The organism is Marinomonas sp. MED121, from assembly GCF_000153025.1.
Classification (GTDB): domain Bacteria; phylum Pseudomonadota; class Gammaproteobacteria; order Pseudomonadales; family Marinomonadaceae; genus Marinomonas.
The window spans coordinates 1,443,973-1,465,591 of record NZ_CH672429.1 but is presented as its reverse complement, the minus strand read 5'-3'; the positions used below and the strand labels follow the sequence as shown (position 1 = coordinate 1,465,591).

The 21,619-nt window shown below is 40.7% G+C and carries 19 protein-coding genes; 12 read left to right on the top strand and 7 right to left on the bottom strand.

Features of this window, described 5'->3' with window-relative positions:
* Positions 1-25: 25 nt before the first annotated feature.
* The 3 genes from MED121_RS06690 to MED121_RS06680 form a co-directional block, all read right to left on the bottom strand.
* Entirely contained in the window at positions 26-991 is a 966-nt protein-coding gene (locus tag MED121_RS06690; RefSeq protein WP_009832883.1) for an ornithine cyclodeaminase, read from the bottom strand.
* A gap of 110 nt (positions 992-1,101) precedes the next feature.
* Positions 1,102-2,277, bottom strand: coding sequence for an aminotransferase class I/II-fold pyridoxal phosphate-dependent enzyme (locus MED121_RS06685; protein WP_036178877.1), 1,176 nt, complete (start codon positions 2,275-2,277; stop codon positions 1,102-1,104).
* A 60-nt stretch (positions 2,278-2,337) separates the two neighbouring features.
* On the bottom strand, positions 2,338-2,955 hold the full coding sequence (locus MED121_RS06680; RefSeq protein ID WP_009832881.1) for a PAS domain-containing protein: 618 nt from the start codon (positions 2,953-2,955) through the stop codon (positions 2,338-2,340).
* A gap of 281 nt (positions 2,956-3,236) precedes the next feature.
* On the opposite strand from MED121_RS06680, the gene MED121_RS06675 reads away from it, so the two are divergent.
* Positions 3,237-3,659 carry a MarR family winged helix-turn-helix transcriptional regulator gene (locus tag MED121_RS06675; protein WP_009832880.1) on the top strand — a complete coding sequence of 141 codons (423 nt, stop codon included), beginning with the start codon at positions 3,237-3,239 and terminating at the stop codon, positions 3,657-3,659.
* Positions 3,660-3,745: 86 nt separating this feature from the next.
* On the top strand, positions 3,746-4,414 hold the full coding sequence (locus MED121_RS06670; protein ID WP_009832879.1) for a glutathione S-transferase family protein: 669 nt from the start codon (positions 3,746-3,748) through the stop codon (positions 4,412-4,414).
* 74 nt (positions 4,415-4,488) lie between these two features.
* Here the strand turns inward: MED121_RS06670 and MED121_RS06665 are convergent, their stop codons facing one another.
* Positions 4,489-5,265, bottom strand: a complete 777-nt coding sequence (locus tag MED121_RS06665; RefSeq protein ID WP_009832878.1) for an IclR family transcriptional regulator — start codon at positions 5,263-5,265, stop codon at positions 4,489-4,491.
* A gap of 367 nt (positions 5,266-5,632) precedes the next feature.
* On the opposite strand from MED121_RS06665, the gene aldA reads away from it, so the two are divergent.
* The 4 genes from aldA (at position 5,633) to MED121_RS06645 (ending at position 10,184) form a co-directional block, all read left to right on the top strand.
* Positions 5,633-7,057: an aldehyde dehydrogenase gene (gene aldA / locus MED121_RS06660; RefSeq protein ID WP_009832877.1), complete on the top strand. Its 1,425-nt coding sequence runs from the start codon at positions 5,633-5,635 to the stop codon at positions 7,055-7,057.
* 62 nt (positions 7,058-7,119) lie between these two features.
* Positions 7,120-7,281, top strand: coding sequence for a hypothetical protein (locus tag MED121_RS24385; RefSeq protein ID WP_165474612.1), 162 nt, complete (start codon positions 7,120-7,122; stop codon positions 7,279-7,281).
* A 15-nt stretch (positions 7,282-7,296) separates the two neighbouring features.
* The gene (locus MED121_RS06650) at positions 7,297-8,532 is read left to right on the top strand and encodes a mandelate racemase/muconate lactonizing enzyme family protein (RefSeq protein WP_009832875.1); all 1,236 of its coding nucleotides are present in this window, start codon (positions 7,297-7,299) and stop codon (positions 8,530-8,532) included.
* On the top strand, positions 8,508-10,184 hold the full coding sequence (locus MED121_RS06645) for a GMC family oxidoreductase N-terminal domain-containing protein (RefSeq protein WP_207382777.1): 1,677 nt from the start codon (positions 8,508-8,510) through the stop codon (positions 10,182-10,184). The genes MED121_RS06650 and MED121_RS06645 overlap by 25 nt, the downstream gene beginning before the upstream one ends.
* A gap of 159 nt (positions 10,185-10,343) precedes the next feature.
* On the opposite strand, the gene MED121_RS06640 is transcribed toward MED121_RS06645, so the two are convergent.
* Positions 10,344-12,074, bottom strand: a complete 1,731-nt coding sequence (locus MED121_RS06640; protein WP_036178874.1) for an EAL domain-containing protein — start codon at positions 12,072-12,074, stop codon at positions 10,344-10,346.
* Between the two features lie 485 nt (positions 12,075-12,559).
* Between MED121_RS06640 and rep the strand changes: the two genes are divergently transcribed.
* Positions 12,560-14,608, top strand: coding sequence for a DNA helicase Rep (gene rep / locus MED121_RS06635; protein ID WP_009832870.1), 2,049 nt, complete (start codon positions 12,560-12,562; stop codon positions 14,606-14,608).
* Positions 14,609-14,684: 76 nt separating this feature from the next.
* Here the strand turns inward: rep and MED121_RS06630 are convergent, their stop codons facing one another.
* Positions 14,685-15,296: an AAA family ATPase gene (locus MED121_RS06630; protein WP_009832869.1), complete on the bottom strand. Its 612-nt coding sequence runs from the start codon at positions 15,294-15,296 to the stop codon at positions 14,685-14,687.
* 146 nt (positions 15,297-15,442) lie between these two features.
* Here MED121_RS06630 and MED121_RS06625 point away from each other — a divergent pair, with 146 nt between their 5' ends.
* The 5 genes from MED121_RS06625 to gcvA all read left to right on the top strand — a co-directional run bounded on the left by MED121_RS06625 (position 15,443) and on the right by gcvA (position 20,716).
* Positions 15,443-16,021 (top strand): uridine kinase, encoded by a 579-nt coding sequence (locus MED121_RS06625; RefSeq protein ID WP_131470977.1) that lies wholly within the window; start codon positions 15,443-15,445, stop codon positions 16,019-16,021.
* 86 nt (positions 16,022-16,107) lie between these two features.
* The gene (locus MED121_RS06620; RefSeq protein WP_009832866.1) at positions 16,108-16,440 is read left to right on the top strand and encodes a DUF3392 domain-containing protein; all 333 of its coding nucleotides are present in this window, start codon (positions 16,108-16,110) and stop codon (positions 16,438-16,440) included.
* A 272-nt stretch (positions 16,441-16,712) separates the two neighbouring features.
* Positions 16,713-18,086 (top strand): glyceraldehyde-3-phosphate dehydrogenase, encoded by a 1,374-nt coding sequence (locus tag MED121_RS06615; protein WP_009832865.1) that lies wholly within the window; start codon positions 16,713-16,715, stop codon positions 18,084-18,086.
* A gap of 216 nt (positions 18,087-18,302) precedes the next feature.
* Positions 18,303-19,313, top strand: a complete 1,011-nt coding sequence (gene sbmA / locus MED121_RS06610; protein WP_009832864.1) for a peptide antibiotic transporter SbmA — start codon at positions 18,303-18,305, stop codon at positions 19,311-19,313.
* Positions 19,314-19,771: 458 nt separating this feature from the next.
* A complete protein-coding gene (gene gcvA, locus MED121_RS06605) occupies positions 19,772-20,716 on the top strand; it encodes a transcriptional regulator GcvA (RefSeq protein WP_009832863.1) in 945 nt (314 codons plus the stop codon).
* Here gcvA and MED121_RS06600 read toward each other — a convergent pair.
* Positions 20,713-21,489, bottom strand: coding sequence for a TSUP family transporter (locus MED121_RS06600; protein WP_009832862.1), 777 nt, complete (start codon positions 21,487-21,489; stop codon positions 20,713-20,715). The two genes, gcvA and MED121_RS06600, sit on opposite strands and share 4 nt — an antisense overlap.
* Between the last annotated feature and the right edge of the window lie 130 nt (positions 21,490-21,619).

Sequence of the window (21,619 nt, the reverse complement as noted above, 5' to 3'; positions counted from 1 at the left end):
GCTCTTTATTCATTATGGGAAAGTATTATAAAGCGAGTTGATCAACCACCACGCTTGCTACCGCAAGATCTTGAGCACCAATGCCTGTGAGATCTACGACACTGATATTGGCTTTAGCAAAATCTATGTCGTTTCTCTTGCCTGCAAGTAAATGCCCTAGCTCAACATCACTGTCTTCAGCAATAATACCAGCGCGTACCGCATTCCCAAAATCACCATGATGTAGGCATTGTTCGTGGTTATCTGTGACCAGAATATCGGCGTTAGCCAGCACATCTGGCGCGATTTCAGATTTCCCCGGGCTATCAGCCCCAACCGCCACAATATGAAGTTCTTTAGGAAGATCTTCAACTTGAACCAGTGCAGTACTTGAAGGTGTGGCAGTGACTAGTATTTGGCTTGTATGACACACCTCTCGTACACTTTGCAAAACTTCGACTATGAGCCCTGATTCTGCTTCGAGCCTTTGTTTGAAGGATTTGCTTTCTTCTAAGTTTCGAGCATAGATAGCCACTTTTTTGATGCCGAGCTTTTGACTAATCATCTGGGCTTGAAGATAAGCTTGAGTGCCAGCACCGACTAAACCTAAACAAGCATCTTCGCATACAGGTTTTAAAGAAGCGGCTAAGGCGCCTGCTGCCGCTGTGCGAACCTGAGTTAACCAGCCTTCATCTTGGAGTAATGCTACGGGTACGCCTGTTTGTGCAGACATTACAAGCACTAAACCATTGTTAGCAGCTAGGCCTTTTGCCGTATTCTGATAAAAACCAGAGGCCACCTTGATGACAAAATAAGGCTGCTCGCTATGTTGAGCAGCCTTAACATGACAGTCACCAAAAAAAGCACCATTGGATTCTTTAAATAGAATTTGCATTGGTTCAGGTTGTTCAATTAAGCCCTTTGAATAATCAATAAAGATCTCTTTTACGGCATCTATTGCCGCTGTAAAAGATAAAGCTGGGCGAATATCTGCTAACGGAATAACGTGCATCTTAGACTCCTTAGACTCCTTATAATCCTGAATCTCGGTGTTACAGGTTGAGGGTTACAGGTTGAGGGTTACAGGTTGAGGGTTACAGGTTGAGGGTTACAGATTGAAGGTTACAGATCAGAGAAGTTAGCTTCAAAGTGCTGGCGCATGGCTTTGAGGCCTTCAGTGAATACCTTATCTCTGCCAAAACCAAGTCGGAATCTGTCTTTAGATACCTCATTCAAGTCAGAGGCATAAATGGAGGCGGGCAATAATAAGATGCCGCTCTCTTCAAGGAGTGATTTACAAAAGTCTTCCACATTGCCAGGGCCAATATAGCGAGGGAAGGCAACACAACCCCCTAAAGGACGTTGCCAATCAATGATGCCCGGGTAGTCCGCAAAAAGTTGTTCTAACTCTGCCACATTACGCTGCATCAAGTTAAGGTTGCGAGCTAAAATCGCGTCTTTGTTTTTTAAGGCAATGATGGCCAGTTGTTCAGAAGGCGCTGAGTTACAAATAGACAAGAAGTGTTTATAACGTTCTACTTTTAGTAGTACCTCTTTATCTTGTGAAGCGATCCAACCAATTCTAAGACCGGGTAACCCATAGGCTTTAGACATGACATTAAGGGAAATGCCTTTTTCATAGAGATCTGCTATTTGTGGCATTTGATCATCTGAATTGAGCTCGACCCCACGGTAAACTTCGTCACTGAAAAGGTAGATATCATTTTCTCGGCATAAAGTGATGATGTCTTCGAGCTCTTTTACGCTCAATACATGCCCCGTGGGGTTATGGGGAAAGTTGATTGATAATAGCTTGGTATTAGGGCGTATAGCGGCTCTAATCCCTTCAATATCCAGTTTCCAACCGCCTTTACTCTGGCCAGTGTTATCTTCGATGAGAGGGACACCTGTTACCTCGCAAATGGCTAAAGGGATAGTCTCAGCGCTTTGGTAATTTGGAGTAGGCACTATGACGTGGTCTTTTTCTGTGAGTAAGCATCTTGCTAGGGCATAAATACCTTCGCCTGCACCTGCTAGGCAAAGAATATTGTCTTTTTGCATGGTTTGATAAGTGCCTGCGATGAGTTCGCGTAATTCAGGCGCGCCCCATGTTTCCGTATAACCTAATGTGAGATTGTTATACTTCTCTCTGTCTTCCTCATTTGCCATGGCCAATAGTTGGCTCAATGTCAGGGTTTCTAAATCTGAGGCTGTCATATGGTGTTTGGCTTTAAATTCCCACTTGGAAAAAAAGACTTCTAAAGAAAAATCACGCATAGGTTTTGGGGACGTCATCATTATCAAACTCTCCGTTTAAGCTAAATGTTGAATAGCGTATTTGTTGCATTAATTGAACGATCAGTGCTGTCGAACATCTCGTAAAAGGGTGTATAAGCTGGCTCTTGAGATACCAAAAGCCTTGGCAACATAGTCGCTAGAACCTCTTACTTGAAAAATCTGATTGGCTTCTAGGGCCGTAACTATCTTGAGCTTGTCTGCTTTGCTTGTTGCATGCATTGCCATCCCAAGTTCGGCCAAGGTTTTAGCTATGATTTGGTTTGCATTTTCGCGCCAATCTGAGCCCATAAGGGCTGGGCTTTGTTGCTTTGATTCAAAATCGATTAGCGATGCCAGTAGCTTGGCAGATTGTGCTAGCAAACCGGTTTTCATATTGATGCAAAGTAGGTGGGTTGCGACGCCTTTATCATCTCTTAATACGCTGGTAATCGATTTTGTGCTTTCACCTTCTGGGGTGGATTTCGAATAGGGCCCAATAATGGCCTTGTTATCAATTTCTGTGGTGAGCTCATCTTCATCAATCAGTGAGTCATCACCCACTTTTCGGTTGGAATAAGGGTTCTCGATATGAGCAATTTTGCCTGAGCCTAAATCGTGTATGACGACCTCAAGTTGATTGGGCAATAAGAGTGAAATGGCTTTACATAACACTCTGTAATTTTGAAGAGAATCAGACATCTTAGCTTCCAATATATTAAGCAATAGATAAATTATTTTTTACAATTTATCTATAATTGGACTGTTTGTCTAATTATATTTTTATTAAATCAAACTGATTAGCTGCCAACCTCCAAAGATAATCAACAAAAATCCCGCGATCTGACTGACTTTTAGCATTCACTCTGGGCTAATTTTATTGTAGTGGTTTAATGATTCTAGACTGCAACTTAGGAGGTAAAATCTCCACCATAAATGAAGATAAATTTGCAGTTTAATGCGTATGCATGTATTTTTAAGTAATGAAAAATAAAATTGAACCTTGCTTAGCTTTATCTATTCGCCGTGCTGACCGTATTATCAGCCAAGCCTATAACGACCGTTTGTCTGTTTTAGGTATTCGTTCAACTCAGTTTTCTGTGTTGAGAGTGATAGATGTGATGCAAAAAGCCAGTGCTAAAGACTTACAACAACACCTTTCCATGGAACAACCTACCGTTTCTCGGGCATTAAAACCCTTGATTAGAGATGGCTATATTCTGGTGAGTGAAGGCAAAAACAAGAAGGAAAAGTGGCTGATGCTCACACCAGAAGGTAAGTCGTTATTTGATCAGTGTATGATTCCTTGGCGACAAGCACAGGATGATTTAGCCGCTCATTTAGGGCCTGAAACAAGCCAGCTATTGCATGAGTTAAGTAACAAAATCGTATCTTTTAAAAGCTGATTGCTAAGTTTTTATGAAGATGAACTATCACTCAAATAAATAAGTAAATTCATGCATACGCATTTATTTTTTAATCGAGGTGAATAATGCAGTTATACACTTATCCTGTTACGACAAATGCGCTGAAGGTGGCTTTATTAGAGGCTTATATCAAGCCTTTTCTCGATTTAGGCATAGAGCAAAGGCTAATTCAGTTACAAAAAAGAGAGCAGAGTCAGGCGGATTTTTTAGCGATTAATCCTAAGAGGAAAATTCCCGTTTTAGTGAATGCTGCACGTGGAGAAACAGTGACAGAATCCAATGCCATCTTGCTGTATTTACTTGGTCTTCCTCAAGTTCAGGCAGTGCCTGAATTAGCCAAATTAAGTCAAGGATCTGCTGTTATGTCTTGGTTGTTTTGGCAGGCAAGTGATACGGGTATCGATAGGGCGGGTTATCACTTTAATCGTGTTCTCTTACCTCATTGGGGTGTTCACAGAGCCCATGAACCCGATGAAGAGCAGCTAGGTAAGTTTTCTAAAAGTTGTCAAGTGCTAGAGCAGGCACTCGCCCAAAATACTTATTTATGTGGTGATGACGTGAGTGTGGCTGATATCTCAGTCGCCGCACTTTTCATGTTCCATCAAGAAGCTGGCATGCCACTAGATAATTACCCACATTTAGTGGCTTGGCTAACACGTTTAGAAGCAAGAAGCTGGTGGCGTTTAGCTAAGGATGAGGCGGTCGATTTTATCGGTGATTTGACGCACCGATAGGGATATTGAGCAATGAGTAATGGCTTTTAGTTGTTACTCATTTTATTTATAAAATTATGGGGCAATCGTCACATCTAGCCAATTCTTGAGGATAACTGACGTGCCGCCTGTATGAGTTTTTTTGCATTATCTCTGGCTTCTTGCTGGTCCAGATAATCACCACTAATACTGGCACTGATGGCGGCAACTGGCTCATTTCGTAAGTTTAAAATTGGTGCTGAAATACAGCTGACACCGGCTTCTATTTCCCCGTGAGTGACGGCATAACCTAAGCGTTTCGCTCTATCTAATTCTTCTTGAACTGTCTGCCACTCTTGTTTGATTTGTGGGTTAACCTTTTTCTCTGAGGCTAGGTAAGTTTGCTGAAACTCAGTGCTGCGCATAGAGAGGATCGCTTTCCCTGATGCGGATTGATAAAGGGGCATGGTTTGGCCAATAAAGATATTAAACGCACAGTTTAATGAGGTTTCTAACTTAGACACCACCACTATGGTATTGCCCACTGGCACGCTTAAAAAGATGGTTTTATGGATCTCGTTTTTAAGGATTTCTGCAATAGGATAAAAGAAGGGGATGATGCTCTGCTTGTTGTAAATGGTAGAGGCAATTTGAAAGATCTTTGCACCTATGCAGTAAGACTTTTTACGACTTGGGTCATGGGCCACCATTTGGTGTTCTAACAGGGTATTAATAATGCGATGGCCACTGGCAGAAGGGATGCCGGTTTGTTCACAGATTTCAGACAATGTCATAGGATAATTAGCGCTGGCAAGAAGGTCCATAATAAGTACTGAACTATCTACTGCTGGGGCTTTCGACTTCTCTTTCTCTGACTTTTCTCTTTCTGGCATAGCTTGATCCTAAAAGTGATGTGACTCATAGATTTAAAATTCTATATATGGAAAAACTTGCGTAAAACGCTCTGAATTAATCCCACTTTTTTAAACCTGATTCCCTAAGGGAAAATAAAATGAAAAAAATACAATTTTTTGATTTTAAGCTAACCATAGACGATAGCTGGCTTGCGTTGCTTTTTTCTCTTTAAGAGTGAACTCAGTGGCTGATTATTGAAAAATTGAGCTAAGCTTAAAGACCCGAATTATAAGGCTTTCAGGATATTATTTCATATATAGAATTAAAATTTCTCATATGGAATGTTTTTTGACTCAAGCAGGTGGGAGGTTTTAGCATGGTCATATTCAGTAAAAGGGTGAACCCATGAGAAGCGATCAAAATTTTATCAATAATGCATTTGTTCCATCTATCACAAGCAAGGCTATGCCTGTTTATAGCCCAGTAAATGAAGCACAAGTTGCTCAGGTTGCACTAGCCAGTGCCGAAGATGCGCTGGGTGCTGTTGATATCGCTGCCAAAGCCCAGAAAGGCTGGCGTCAACTGACCAGCATTGAGCGTGCTGGTTTCCTTCATAAATTGGCAGATGCTTTGTTGGCCCGTAAAGACGCTATTGGTCAAGCGTTGGCATTAGAATCAGGTAAAAGCCTTGAAGATGCGACTAACGAAGCGGTTTACGCGGCAGATATTACCCGTTATCACGCTGAATGGGCGCGTCGTATTGAAGGTGAAATTATTCCAAGTGATTCACCATCAGAAAACCTCTTACTGCAAAGAGAGCCGATTGGTGTGGTGGCTTGCCTAATCCCTTTTAACTATCCGGTTTACACCCTGTTGCGCAAAATTGCCCCGGCTTTAATTACTGGTAACAGTGTGGTGGTACGCCCAAGTAACAATACCCCAAGTTCAGCGTTTGAAATTGCGAAAGCGGTACAAGATTCAGGTATTCCAGCAGGTGTAGTGAATATTCTAACTATGGATCACGCCACTGCTGAGAGCGTATGTACTCACCCTAAAGTTGGCATGATTACCCTTACTGGTAGCGTCGGCGCTGGCCGTAAAGTGTTGGAGTATTCTCAAGTGAATATTGCCAAATCTTCTTTAGAATTAGGCGGTAAATCACCTGCCATTGTTGAAGCAGATGCAGACCTTGAAAAAGCGGCCCGTGAGATAGTGGCATCTAAAACGACTAACTGTGGTCAGCTTTGTACTGCGATCGAAAGGGTTTATGTACATGAAGTCATTTATGATGAGTTTGTTGCCTTACTAAAAGGGCAGATGAGCGAACGTCAGTTTGGTGATCGCGCACAAGATGCCAGCTTTATGGGGCCGCTCATTAATGAGAATGCGCGTTTAAACATTCATCAAATGGTTGAAAGGGCCATTGATGATGGCGCGTCTCTAGAGGTTGGTGGCTATATCCCAGAAGGTAAAGGTCACTTCTATCCTCCTACTTTATTGACTAACTGCCGCCAAGATATGGAAATCGTGCAAGAAGAGATCTTTGGCCCAGTTTTACCTGTCCTTAAATATACCGATGCGGATCAAGCTTTAGAGCTGGCGAATGATCACCAGTTTGGTTTGGCATCGGTTATCTACACAGAAAATTATCGTACCGCCATGAAGGTAGCCAACAATATTGAAGCGGGTGAGATTTATATTAATCGTACACCTGCTGATCCTTACCAAGGCTTTCATGCTGGCTGGAAACGTTCTGGCCTAGGTGGGGATGATGGTAAGCACGGTATGTTGGAATATACACAAACCCGTTTAGTGGTACTCAACTACTAGGGCTTAACCCTTAGTGTCATTAAGTGATGCCTGTGCTTTGCATGGGGTCACTTTTTATTTGCATGCCAGATATCTTTCTACCTCAAATCAACGGCTATTTTGCTGCTCGCTATGAAGGCATTAGCGTCTATAACCTGTATTTTGGCTATATTGCAGTAATCAGTGCTTTAGGCACGCTAGCAGCACTTAAACTTAAATCAATGACAGCTATCTATGACAGCTAAGAAGAAGTCTTAACCATGAAAGTAACCCATTGTGATACTCATATTGTTGCCACGCCAGCCCCTCATGTAGGGGGGATGTATTGGATTTTTGTTAGCCTGAAAACAGATGCTGGCATCGACGGGGTTGGTGAAGTCTACGCCGCTACCTTTCACCCAGAGGTGATGGTGAAAGCCATAGAAGACGTCTTTGAGCGCTTTTTAAAAGGGCAGGATCCGCATCATATCGAACGTTTTTTTAGGGAAGCTTATTCAAGCGGTTTTACCCAAAGACCTGACTTAACCATGATGGGGATTGTCAGTGGTTTGGAGATGGCCTGCTGGGATATTATCGGTAAGGCAGCGAGTAAGCCTGTGTACGAGCTGATAGGAGGCAAGGTGAATGACAAACTACGCTCATACACTTACCTCTATCCTAAGGATAAAAACGGTGACTATAACTACGACAATGTAGAGCTGGCTGTTGAATGTGCTTTAGCTGAAAAAGAGCGTGGTTTCACTGCTTTAAAATTTGATCCAGCAGGCCCTTATAGTGCTTACTCTGGGCATATGATTTCCCTTGAAGCTATGGAAAAGTCCGCCACTTTTTGTCGTCGTATTCGTGAAGCTGTGGGTAATAGCTGTGATTTACTCTTTGGTACACACGGGCAGATGGTGCCAGCTTCAGCGGTGCGTTTGGCTAAGCATTTGGAACCTTTTGACCCTATGTGGTTTGAAGAGCCAGTACCGCCAGGTCAAAGTGAAGCGATGGCAAGAGTCGCTGCTAAAACCAGTATTCCAGTGGCGACAGGTGAAAGGCTAACTACTAAGTATGAATTCCATGATGTTCTAAAACACAATGCGGCTTCGATTTTGCAAATGAATCTAGGCCGAGTGGGCGGCATTTTAGAGGGTAAGAAAATTGCCGGAATGGCCGAAGCCTATTATGCCCAAATCGCACCTCACCTTTATAACGGCCCTGTCGGTGCGGCTGCCAGCATTCAATTAGCAGCGACCCTGCCAAACTTCTTGATCCAAGAAAGTATAGGTACTTGGGATGGTTTTCATGCTGAGGTGCTAGAAGAAAAAATTAATTGGCAGGATGGCTATATTATTCCTTCTGATAAGCCTGGTTTAGGGGTTGAGCTTAATATGGAGGCAGTAAAAGCTTGCTCTCCTTATCGTGGTAAAACCTTGCATCTTTCCATGGACCCAAGACCTTATGATGTGAAACGAGAATCAGGAACCGAGTGGAAACATATTCCGGAGAAGTGATGATGGAATTTGATTTTATTATTGTGGGCGCTGGGTCTGCTGGCTGTATTGTGGCAGACAGGTTGAGCGAATCTGGTCGCTATTCTGTGTTGTTGATCGAAGCAGGGGGCAGAGATGTCTCTCCTTGGATCAAGCTGCCTGTGGGTTTTGGTAAAACTTACTACAACCCAAAATACAATTATATGTATTACAGCGAAGCCGAAAAGGAAATGGCTGGACGTAAATTGTATGCCCCAAGAGGTAAGGTGCAAGGTGGCTCAGGTTCGATCAATGCCATGATTTATGTGCGTGGCCAAGCCTCTGACTTTGATGATTGGGCGAATGCGGGTAATCAAGGTTGGTCTTATCAAGATGTATTGCCTTACTTTAAAAAGCTAGAACAGCACCCGCTTGGTGAGACTCCATATCATTCTGATCAAGGCAAGATAGGTATCTTGCCAATGAAAGATGGGGCTCACCCTATTTGCCAAGACTATCTAGCGGCGGCGAAAGAGCTGGGTTACCCCTTAAATGATGATTTTAATGGGGCTGAATTCGAAGGGGCTGGAGTGTATGAGACCAATATTAAAAATGGTCAAAGATCCTCCAGTAATATTGCTTATTTAAAGCCAGCCTTGAAGCGAGCTAATCTAACACTTTGGCGCGTTAGCCAAGTTGAAAAAATAGTGCTAAATGAAAAGACAGCGCTAAATGAAAAGGCAGCGCTAGATGAGGCTAATCGTGCAACAGGTGTACTGGTACGTCATGAAGGCAAGCTAGTTGAGGTTAAGGCTCACAAAGAAGTGATACTGTGTGCGGGGGCTGTTGATTCACCTAAGCTTCTGCAATTATCTGGTATTGGCGATAAAGACGAACTTGAAGCCAAGCAAGTGACCCCTTTACATCATTTGCCTGGGGTAGGGAAGAACTTACAGGATCATTTATGTGTGAGTTATTACTATCGCGCTAAAGTAAAAACCTTAAACGACGTGTTCTTATCGTATGCTTCTCAGATTAAAGCAGGGCTTGAATATGTGATTAATCGCACGGGTCCTTTATCTATGAGTGTGAATCAGGCAGGTGGCTTTTTTAAAGGCAATGAGCAAGAAACCGAGCCTAATATTCAGCTTTACTTTAACCCTATGTCTTATCAGATTCCGGTGGATCCTAATGCCAGCTTAGAGCCCGAGCCTTATTCTGGTTTCTTACTGGCATTTAATGCTTGTCGTCCTACCAGCACAGGTACTATCGTGCTTGCTTCTAATGATCCTCTGGATGCGGCTTTGATCAAGCCAAATTACTTATCGACCCAAAAAGATAAGGATGAGGTGATTCAAGGAAGTCGCTTGATTCGTAAAATGATGCAGGCCAAAGCTTTGCAGAAGATTACCGAAGAAGAGGTGATTCCGACCTTATCCCAAGTAAATGATGATGAGAGTATGTTGCAGTACTTTCGTGAGAAAGGTGGATCTATCTATCACTTATGTGGTTCTTGCAAAATGGGGCCAAACCCAGCTGATGCGGTAGTTGATGATAGGCTGAGAGTTCATGGTATCAGCGCATTGAGAGTCATAGATGCCTCTATTTTTCCTAATATCACCTCGGGCAACATCAACGCCCCTGTGATGATGGTAGCTGAAAAAGGCGCGCATTTAATCCTGAGTGAACTTTAAATATATTAAGGTTGTCTTAAAAAGATTATCTCAAAAAACTCTCTTAAAAAGTGCTAAAAACGTGCTAAAAAGTTCCCTAAAAGCTCAGAAGTATCGAGCAGTGCGTGTTATGAAAGACGTTAGTGATTTTGACGTTTTCTAGTTACTTACTGAAGTTACTTACTGAAGTTGCTTAAGTGATTCACAATAGCCTTCCAGTAAGTGCTGTGGCAATGCTGGGCTGTAGTAATATCCTTGAATTTTATTACAACCTAGTGCGACTACATGCTGGTGGTGCATATTACTTTCTACACCTTCGGCTATCACGTCCATATTACAAGCATCTGCAATGGTAATAATGGCTTTGACGAGCGCTTCTGTTTTTTTACATTGACCTAATTGCTGGGTAAAACTTTGATCGATTTTTATGACATCAAAAGGCAATTTTTGTAAGTAATTTAAGGATGAGTAGCCTGTCCCAAAATCATCTAACGCCAACCGAATACCCATGTCTTTTATGGTTTGAATACTATGAATAATACTTTCAAAATTACCTAATATCGCTGTCTCTGTAATTTCAAATACTAACCTCTCAAGTGGGAAATGATAGTTAAGAAGAATGGCTTTTAAACGCTCTAAAAAGAGAGGGTGATTAAGTTGTTTGGCTGATAAATTGACAGAAATAGTAAAGTGACAATTTGGGTTTCTTGCATGCCAAAAAGCGAGTTGCTCACAACTTTGTATAAGAACCTGTTCACCTATAATATGAATTAATTGATTTTGCTCCGCTAGAGGAATAAATATAGCGGGTGATACCTGTTTTCCATATTCTGATTCTGGCCATCTTGCGAGGGCTTCAAAGCCTATAAAATCACCTTGTATAACATTGTATTGGGGTTGGTAATGAACAATAAGATCTTGGTTTTCTAGAATTTGTCTGAGAGTTTGTTTGATTTTTGCCTCTTCCGATTTTTTATGGGCCATTTCAGGTGCAAATATCTTGTAACCATTTTTCCCTGCTAATTTTGCTTCGCTAAGTGCAATATCTGCAAACCGTAACAAGGTAGATTTATCTGCCTTGCTAATATCGCTATCAGCAATGCCTATGCTGGTTTCAATATAAATTTCGTTATCAAAGATTGAGAATGGAAGGGCAATAAACTGGATTAACTCTTGGGCGAGCAATTGCGCTTCATTATGAGTAAACTTTGAGCTTAACAAGGCAAATTCATCACCGCCAAATCGCGCAATTAAGCTGTCTTTAGGTAATATTTTTTGTAGGCGTTCTGCAACGCTGATAAGGACTTGATCTCCTATGTTGTGGCCTAACGTGTCATTGATCTCTTTAAAACCATCTAATCCAAGCATAAATAAATAGAGGGGATGCTTGTCTTTTTTGTTGCTTTCTAACGCTTGGGTTAAGGCTTGGTTGAAATAGGTTCTGTTAGGCAATTTAGTCATCGAATCAAAATTGGCTAAATACTTAAGTTCGGTTTCAAAGGCCTGCCTTTGGCTGATATCTTGAAATAAGATGAGACGTTCTGTAGGGCTTGTCATCGCAAGATTAGAGCAAGTAATTTCTACCGTAAATTGTGGTGCCAAGATGGGTGAAGCGTATGCTTTTTCTTGATAACCATTATCCATGTTAGGGCTTTGATCTAAAGCCGCTTCAATGCGAGATAATATTGAATAATGGGTGGCTTGAGTACTGTCTTCAAAGCGAAACCATTGGTCAATATGACTATCAATTAAAATTTCAGGTACAGATTTAAGCAATTGATAAGCTGTCATATTGGCATAGGTAATATGCCCTTTATGGTTGAGCTTAATGAGCCCCTGTCCTATGGATTCCATGATATTTTCTGTCCCTGTATTAATTGCATTATGCTTCGAAATAGGAATCTCTCTCACATGATTTGCCTTTTTTATGGTTAGTTATAAAGCTAGATCAATGCTTTTGTTACGTATGTGTATGACTTGTTATTAATTTGTATTAAAGCGTTTAATTAAATCCAGAGATGGCTGAATTGTTAATGCTTGTTAATGACGTTGCGAACAAGTCCTCCTGCCTCTGAGTGTGGATAAAGCATTTAGATTGATGGCGAGGCGCGCAACTTAAAAGTGATTCTATTGATAAGCACCACAACATAAAGATAAGGTTTCTAGGCCACGCCCTTCGGGTTGTTGAATAATACCTATTCGGCATTTTTACCCATATACCTTTAAAGAGAAAACTGAGAAGAGGTGACTTAATCGCAGTTTCCTTAACCTATTGATTGAAAATTAGGTAACTGAATAAGTTAAGCCTCCCTTTGTGCATTTTGTATAAATGAGTAGTTGCCAAAGCACCTCTCATGTAAAATTGATTTATTGCCCCCTTTGTTTGAGTTATTTCCATGTCAAAAGCCCCGCCAACAATTCGTCAGAGAATGAGTAAGCTTAATGATCGCCAGTTGGATGCGGTCAAACGTATTGATGGTCCCTTATTGGTATTGGCTGGTGCTGGTAGTGGTAAAACCAGTGTAATTACCACGAAAATAGCCTACTTGATTCAAGAATGTGGCTATAAGGCGACAAATATTGTTGCTGTGACCTTTACCAATAAAGCGGCCCGTGAGATGAAAGAGCGGGTTGTCAGTATGCTAAGTAAAGATGAAAGCCGAGGCTTGAAAATTTCCACTTTTCATAACTTAGGCTTAACGATTTTACGTAAAGAGTATGCGAAAGCAGGTCTTAAACAAGGCTTTACCTTATTTGATTCACAAGATTCTCTGACTCTGATTAAAGAAATATTAGATAAAGAGTTTAATGAACAAACTGACGAAGCTAATTTTTGTCAGATGACAATCTCAAATTGGAAAAATGACCTAACACCTCCAAATGAAGCAGTAGTAAATGCGGACACAGATGAAATGCTATTGGCCGCACATGTGTACGGTCAATATCAGCGTTATTTAAGAGCTTACAATGCGGTTGATTTTGATGACCTAATATTATTGCCAGTGAGCCTTTTAAGTGGCTTTGACGATTTAAGAGAGCGTTGGCAGCGTAAGGTTAGATATTTGCTGGTGGATGAGTGCCAGGATACAAACAACAGTCAGTATGAGTTGATACGTATTCTAGCCGGGGCGCGTAAATGCTTTACCCTAGTAGGTGATGATGACCAATCTATTTATGCTTGGCGTGGTGCAAGGCCTGAAAATTTAGAACGCTTAAATAGTGACTACAAAGGTCTTAAATTGGTTAAGTTGGAGCAAAATTATCGCTCTACCAAAAATATTTTAAAGGCCGCAAACACTCTGATTGCGAATAATCCACACGTTTATGATAAGTCTCTTTGGAGTGATCTTGGTGTCGGTGATCCTATTCGTATTATGGTAACGCGAAATGAAGAGTCCGAGTCAGATCGTATTGCGGCAGAAATACAATCGCGCCATTTAAGACATGACATTCCCTATAAAGATTTTGCCATTCTTTATAGAGGTAACCATCAGGCACGCTTAATAGAAATCAAACTTCAGGCTTATCGTATTCCTTATAAAATGAATGGTGGCACTTCATTTTTTGCGCGCGCTGAAATTAAGGATTTGATGAGCTATTTACGCTTATTGGTTAACCCTGAAGATGACAATGCCTTTTTACGTATTATCAATTTGCCTAAAAGAGAAATTGGACCCGCAACTTTAGAAAAAGTGGGGAATTTAGCGACTGAGCATAAAGTAAGCTTGTTTGCGGCATGTGAATTAGCTGAATTAGATGAAAGGGTAACGGGGCGAGCTTTAAAGAGCTTACGTGAGTTTGAGTCTTGGATTCGTGCTTTAAGGCGACGTTTGTCCGGCGCTTCACCTGTGCCTGTGATAGAGCAGATGATTCATGATATGAATTATTATGGTTGGTTGCAGGAGCAATCAAGTTCACCAAAAGCGGCTGAACGTCGTATTGAAAATGTACGTTTTTTACTCGAATCTATTCAGCGTATGATGGAAAGCGCCTGGGAAGAAGACCCCAATGCAGAATTAGATCAAGCGATTAGTAAATTACTCTTGATTGATATGCTTGAGCGTCAAGAAGAAGAGGAAGATGAGGACAAGGTGCAGCTACTTACCTTGCATGCATCTAAAGGACTTGAGTATCCACATGTATTTTTGATTGGTTGTGAAGAGGAGCTATTGCCTCATCGAAATAGCATAGAAAATGATGATATTGAGGAAGAAAGGCGGTTAGCTTATGTGGGGATTACACGGGCTAAACGTACTTTATGTATTACTCTGGCATCAAAAAGACGTCAGTATGGCGAAGAAGTTGACTGTATGCCGAGCCGCTTCTTAGATGAGTTGCCTGATGATGTAGTGCAATGGGAAGGACGAGGGGATGAATCTGAGAAGGTTAAAAAAGAACAGGGCAAAGCTTCTTTGTCTGCTTTAAAGGCCATGCTAAATAACTAAATAGTAACACTAGAGTAGATGAAAACAGTCACAAAAAGCCGTGTAAGAATTTACACGGCTTTTTGTTAGCTATTTATTAGATAGCGCCTTTTTCTTTCAAAAGGTAATCAATGTGATTACGGAAAAGGTTGGCAGCGTTAGTAAAACTATTATTATTAGGAATAATAAAGTCTGACTTATTGCGAATATCTAATGTTTTTAATGCAGCTTGTCTTACGTGGCGCATGTAGCGACTTGTCACTTCATTAACGTTACGTCCACGCTCAGAGATATCTCGTTTTAGTCGACGAACGACTGCAATATCAAGGTCAGTATCGACGAACAAAAGGTAGTCAACGGCATCACGAATACCTGGGTCTTGAAACATCATATGGCCTTCAACTAAGACAACATGGGTTGGCTCAAGATTGCGATACCCAACACGACTATGTTTAGAATGATCGTATATAGGGATTTCGTTTGGTTGTTGGCGATTCTTACAATTATGGATGGCTAAGGTTAGGCTTTCTGTGTCTAACGAACTTAAGTCATCAAAATTATAAACATCAGGGTCGATGCTACCGCAGCCGTTATAAAAGTTATCTTGGCAAAGTACGGTGATTTTATCTTCATGACCTTCCGCTAAAAGCGAGCAAAGGCGACTTTTACCACTACCAGATACACCAGTTACGCCAATAACAAGCGCCATTTATTACCTCATTTTACAGTTGTTTACGGGATTGAGCTCCAGTGTTGGAACGCATTATTGTAATATAACAGAAGCAAGGTCAAAATTCCTTGCTACTCTTATAGACAGGGTTATCTTTTTTATAATTTTTTTGCGGTTGAAATCTCATGAACACTTCTCTGTTTTCTCGCCTTTTATGCGGCATTAGCATGGCGAGTATCGTGGTTTTTCCTATTTCATTAAGCGCTCAGGAAGAAGTTGAATTAGGCACAAAACCGGAGCCGGTTTATGCTAAGTCAGCGGAGCTTTTTGGCTTATTGATTAATGATTTAAGCCAAGAAGAGTTTGAAAGGCATCTTAAAAATATGGGCATGTCCCCTTATCCTAGTTATCAAGCTGATACAGCAAACTATAGTTTGGGTGAGAAAGGCATCTTAGGCATCAGACAAATATCGGTTCAATATAATAACTACAATTTTGTAAAACGCATTGAATTGCATGGTGTTGTAGAAAATGTACGTAAAAGAAGCTCTCTAGGAAATTTATTATCAAAAAAATACGGCCCACCAATGGCTGGCTTTGTGAGAGAAGGTTTTGGTCGTGCGCAATGGCGATTTGAAGATGGCACCTTGGTGGAGCTGCATAATACGACTTATGATGTAACTGTCTCTTACCGTGATCTTATTCCTAAACGTAAGAGCGTTTCAGGTGAGATTAATGTACAGGCATTAAAGGACAGTCTGTAATTAAGCTGCTTTTTCGCCTAGTTTACGAAGATATTAAATGAGCTTAAAATTAAAAACTCATTAACGTTTCGAGTTAAATTTTTTACATGGATTTAATCTTATCTCTTAACCGTGAACTAACCTTGTTCATGGGTTCTTATATTTCTGATATTTCTCTTGCGCTTGTCGCAACCTGTTTGGTTGTTTACGGTGATCAGTTAAATAAAGTGATCAAGCGTCTTGTTCATCATTGGCATTTTCTTGCTCGTGTTCTTGCTTTTATCTTTATGTGTACTTTTGGTTATGGATTATTAACCGTTTGGCTACAGCCTTGGCTTGAAACAGGGCTAAGGCATATTCCGGGTTTATATTTACCCAGTTTTGTGATCGCAATATTCTGTTTTTTAGGTGTAATGGCAGAGCGAAAACGTCATTTATAAAAAAATATGAAAAAAAGTATGAAAGTTAATGCCTTTTTACGTGATCAAATAACTACATAAATTGAGTTAAATTCAGAATAACCCCTAAATTATTTGTTTAGTGTTGTAAACTTTCAAAACTGTCTACTTTTTTTCCGTTATTTCATAACGAAAACCCTTCTTAAGGCCCGTTTTTAGGGCGTTTCGTAGCCTTCTTACAATTTGTAATGAAACGTTTTGCCAGCTAATATTCGCGCAAATATCGCTTTAAGTTACTGCTTTCGGAGAAACTAATGACAAACGCTTGGTTAACATCTCTTTCACTGGTTGAATCTATGATTCCCGCTCTAGGCCAATTGGGTCGCGAACAAAACGTTAAAGTTCAACTAGCAGGTAAGACCCTTCTAGCTGACTCTGTGACAAGCCTGATGACAGTGTTTGATGATTATCCAGAGATAGACCTAGCGAAAATTGTAAGCATTCTTAACAACCTAAAGGAAAGCGACGCTTCTAATACTGTTGTTGACCTAGAAGCTTTGCTTGCTGAAAGTGAACTCGATGCAATTTTGCAAACCAGTGTTGATAGCGGCGAGCAAACGCCTGTTGTACTTTACGGGTTTGGTCGTATTGGTCGTTTACTGGCTCGTCGTATGTGTAGCATAGGCCACATAACACCAAGTATGAAACTAGCTGCGATTGTTGTACGTAAAGCTGGCGATAAGGATCTTAAGAAGCGTGCAAGCTTACTTAAGTTTGATTCAGTACATGGTACTTATGATGGTCTAGTTAAAGTTGATGCTGATCAGCAGTCATTGATTATTAATGGCCAACCAGTAAAAATAATTTATGCTTCGCATCCAAGTGAAGTTGACTATCAAGCACAGGGTATTGAAGGTGCCTTATTAGTTGATAATACAGGTATCTGGCGTGATCATGATGGCTTGAGCGTCCATTTGCAGCGTCCTGGTATTGAGCGAGTTGTTTTGACTGCACCAGGTAAGCAAATGAAAAATATTGTCTTTGGTGTTAACGATTCTGATATAGATAGCCAAGATCAAATTCTCTCTGCCGCTTCTTGTACCACAAATGCAATTACACCAATCTTATCTGTTTTAGAAAACAAATATGGTGTTGAGTCTGGTCACGTAGAAACTGTTCACGCTTACACAAACGATCAAAACCTGATTGATAATGTGCACAAAGGTGACCGTCGCGGACGTGCTGCTGCAATGAACATGGTTATTACAGAAACCGGCGCAGCTAAAGCGGTTTCTAAAGCGATTCCAGCGTTAGAAGGTAAATTGAGTGGTAGTGCAATTCGTGTACCTGTTATCAATGTATCTATTGCGGTATTAAGCCTGAATTTAAAAGCAGAAACATCGGTTGAAGAAATCAATGCCTTGTTAAAAGAGGCATCTGTATCTGCTGAGCTAACAGGTCAAATTGCCTATAGCGATGCGCCGGATGCGGTATCTTCTGACTTCATTGGTTGTGAAAATGCGGGCATCTTGGACTCTCAATCCACTAAAGTTCGTGGCAAACAAGCTACCTTGTATGTTTGGTATGACAATGAATACGGTTACAGCTGTCAAGTTGTTCGCTTAATGGAGCGCTTGTCTCAAGTTGCTATGCAGGTTAAGCAGGAAGAGCAAAACCAAGCAGCTTAATACTTATTATAAAGTATTGAATAAAACGGCAACCATAGGTTGCCGTTTTTTTTGGTCTAAAAGAAAGTCTAAATGGAACCTTTTTAGTGACTTGCTAGTCTTTAGCTGAACTAATTGATTTTATTAAGGTGTTAAGGTTGACGAGACGGCTGTAAATAAGGTGTATTAGAGTTAACAAGTGGCTTGTTGCCATCATAATGAATAGGTAAGTTGATAATGTTTAAGTCTTTTTTTCTCAATAAGAAGTGGCTGCTTTGGTCTTTATTTGGCTCGATTTTAATTTTGGGTGTGACCTGGTACAAGGTGCAGCTGGATGTGCAAATTAATGAATGGTTTGGTGATTTTTATAACACCTTACAAATGGCTTTAGCTGAGCCTAATAGTGTCTCCTTAGAAGAGTTTATAAGTAAGTGTTTTACCTTTGCAAAAATTGCAGGTTTGTATGTCTTTATTGCTGTGATGCTGGGTTTTTTTGTCAGGCATTATATCTTTCGCTGGCGTACGGCAATGAACGAATATTATATGAGCCACTGGCCAAAACTACGCCATGTTGAAGGTGCGGCTCAGCGTGTGCAAGAAGATACCATGCGTTTTGCCAGTATTATGGAAGGGCTGGGCGTTGCCTTTATTCGTTCTATTATGACGCTAGTCGCGTTTTTACCTTTGCTGTGGGTGTTAAGTGAAAATGTGACCGAACTACCTTACTTTGGCCCCGTAGACCATTCATTGGTTTATATTGCCATTTTATCTGCGCTATTTGGAACTGTGCTTTTAGCTGCCGTTGGTGTGAAACTGCCTGGGTTGGAGTTTAAAAACCAAAAAGTTGAAGCCGCTTATCGTAAAGAGTTGGTAATAGGGGAGGATCATGATGAAAGAGCTGATCCTCCAACGGTAAAAGAGCTTTTTACCCATGTTCGTAAGAATTATTTTAACCTATATTTACACTATATGTATTTTGATGTGGCTAAGTGGTCTTATTTGCAGTTTACCGTTTTGATTCCCTATATTGCAATGGCGCCAACTATTGTTGCTGGTGCTATTACCTTAGGCCTATTGCAACAAATTTCTCGAGCATTTGGACAAGTGGAAAACTCATTCCAATTCTTGGTGAATTCTTGGAGCACCATTGTTGAGCTGATGTCAATTTACAAGCGCTTGAAGGCTTTTGAATCTATTATTCATGACGATAAAGGTAGTGATGGGGCTGCTTCGCTTGCTTCAGATTAAAAAACAAAAAAAATCGGGCAAATAAACATTTGCCCGATAATACAAAAGTAACTAGCAGTTGCCTGGTAAAAATGCGTGTGGGTAGCATTTTTACCTGCCAAACTATGACTGTGGGGGCATAATTTGGCTAGATAAAAACAGTTAGGGCTGTTTTTATCAATCTCAGTATGACCGAGAAGATGAGGGTATTTTAGGTATTTTAAGGTGAACTTCAAACGATATAATTTTATAGTTAGAATTAGCTGAACTAATCCAAAAGATCTAGATATTAGATTCTGTTTCTGTTTTTCTTTATGTTGTGAATTACTTTTATTGAAGTTAAAAATACTACTAAATCATGACTTTATGGTATCTAAAACTGACCCTTCTTTAACTATTGATGCATATCGCTAGGGTTTTATGCTTAATTAGAAGTATTTTGGCGTAGAATATCTAATATAAACCTAAGGACGAACCCTATGATGCGTCAGCTTCCATTAGCGACTCTCTTTACATTTGAAGTGGCTGCAAGGCATTTAAATTTCACTAAAACGGCTGATGAGTTGCATATTACTCAAGGTGCCGTTAGCCAACAAATACGTCAACTTGAAGAAAAAATAGGTTTTAAGCTATTTGAACGTTACCACAGGCGGTTAACTTTAACAGCGGAAGGGGCAAGACTTGCTCTGCAACTTAATCATAATTTTACCGAAATTGACTCTTTGATTAACGAGTTAAAAGAAGACAAGCAGTCTAATATTTTGACCCTATCTGTGATGCCTTCTTTTGCAAGTAAATGGCTTATTCCAAGACTAGGAGATCTACAAAGTGCATACCCCGATATGCAGCTTAGGATTCAAGCAAATGATAAAGAGGTGAACTTTAGACGGGATAAGGTGGATGTAGCGATAGTGCATAGTCACCTTTATAAGGGCAATGATTTTCAGGTTCCCTTGATTAAAGATAAGGTTTTTCCTGTCTGTAGCCCTGAGTTTGCAAAGCAACATAATTTATTAGAGCCTCAACAACTTGTGGGCTTACCCTTATTAAATGATGACTCCGAAAGTCGCTTTAGTACTCCCTATGTCGAGTGGGAAAACTGGTTGCAAAAAGCGAACGTGAAAGGGGTTAAACCTTCACGGGCCATTAGCTTTAACCGAGGTGATTTAGCCATACAGGCTGCGGTAGCTGGCCAAGGTATTGCTTTAGGGCGAACACCCTTAGTGATGGATGATATCCAAAGTGGCCAATTAATTAAGCCTTTTTCCGTTGAGCTTGATGAAGGGCTTAGTTATTTGTTTGTTTGCCCCCAAGCCCAGAGTTTGCGACGAGAAGTGAAAGATCTGTTGCAATGGTTGTTACAAAGCTGTTTTGACTATGAGCCAGAATCCACCCTTACGTCTCCGAGTAGCTTAATCGATTAAAACCAATTGCTATGAATGAGTTTTACTGACATGAGTAAGCACATAATAATCACCATTGGGCGAATCAGAAGGTTGCCTTTGGTGACAACTAATCGTGATCCAATTTGTGCCCCCAACCATTGTCCTGCTGCCATACAAAGCCCTAATCCCCAAAGTACATGACCTGTGAATGAGAAAATGAACAGAGAGGCTAGGTTACTGGTTGCGTTTAGTACCTTAGTGTTTGCTGTTGCTGAAATAAGGTTCATTCCTGTGAGACAGAGGTAAGCAGTGGTGAAAAATGCGCCCGTTCCTGGGCCGATTAAGCCATCATAAAAACCAAATGATGTACCAATAATTAAAGCGAAAGCAAAGCTAGAAAATTGAACTTTACTGCTAATAAGAGGCTGTAGTTTATTTAGGAATAAAAAGAAAATAGCCACTAAAATCAAAATAATTGGAACGGCTTTGAGTAGTAAACTGCTATCAAGATAAGCGACTAGAATTGTACCTAATACACTGCCAATTGCTGTTGTGATAATGGCTGGTAAGAGTGCCTTAAGGTCAACTTTACGGCGCTTAATAAAATGATATGAGGCAGAAACAGTGCCTGCGCAACCTTGTAACTTATTTGTGGCAAGCGCTTGTGCGGGTTCAATACCTGAGAACAAAAGTACAGGAACCGTAACCAATCCACCTCCGCCTGCAATTGAGTCTATGATACCTGCAAGAAATGCAACAAAGGTTAATATCAGAATGGTGCTGAGGCTAAAATCGAAAAAAATAAGGTCCATTTAATGAGTCTTCCAAGAGGGTCAAACAAAGCCTTGGTAAGATAGCATGCTTTAGTTAACATTTATTAAAGAAGCATAAAAAAAAGCCGCAACTTTCAAGAGAAAGTGCGGCAAAATGAACACTAGGTTC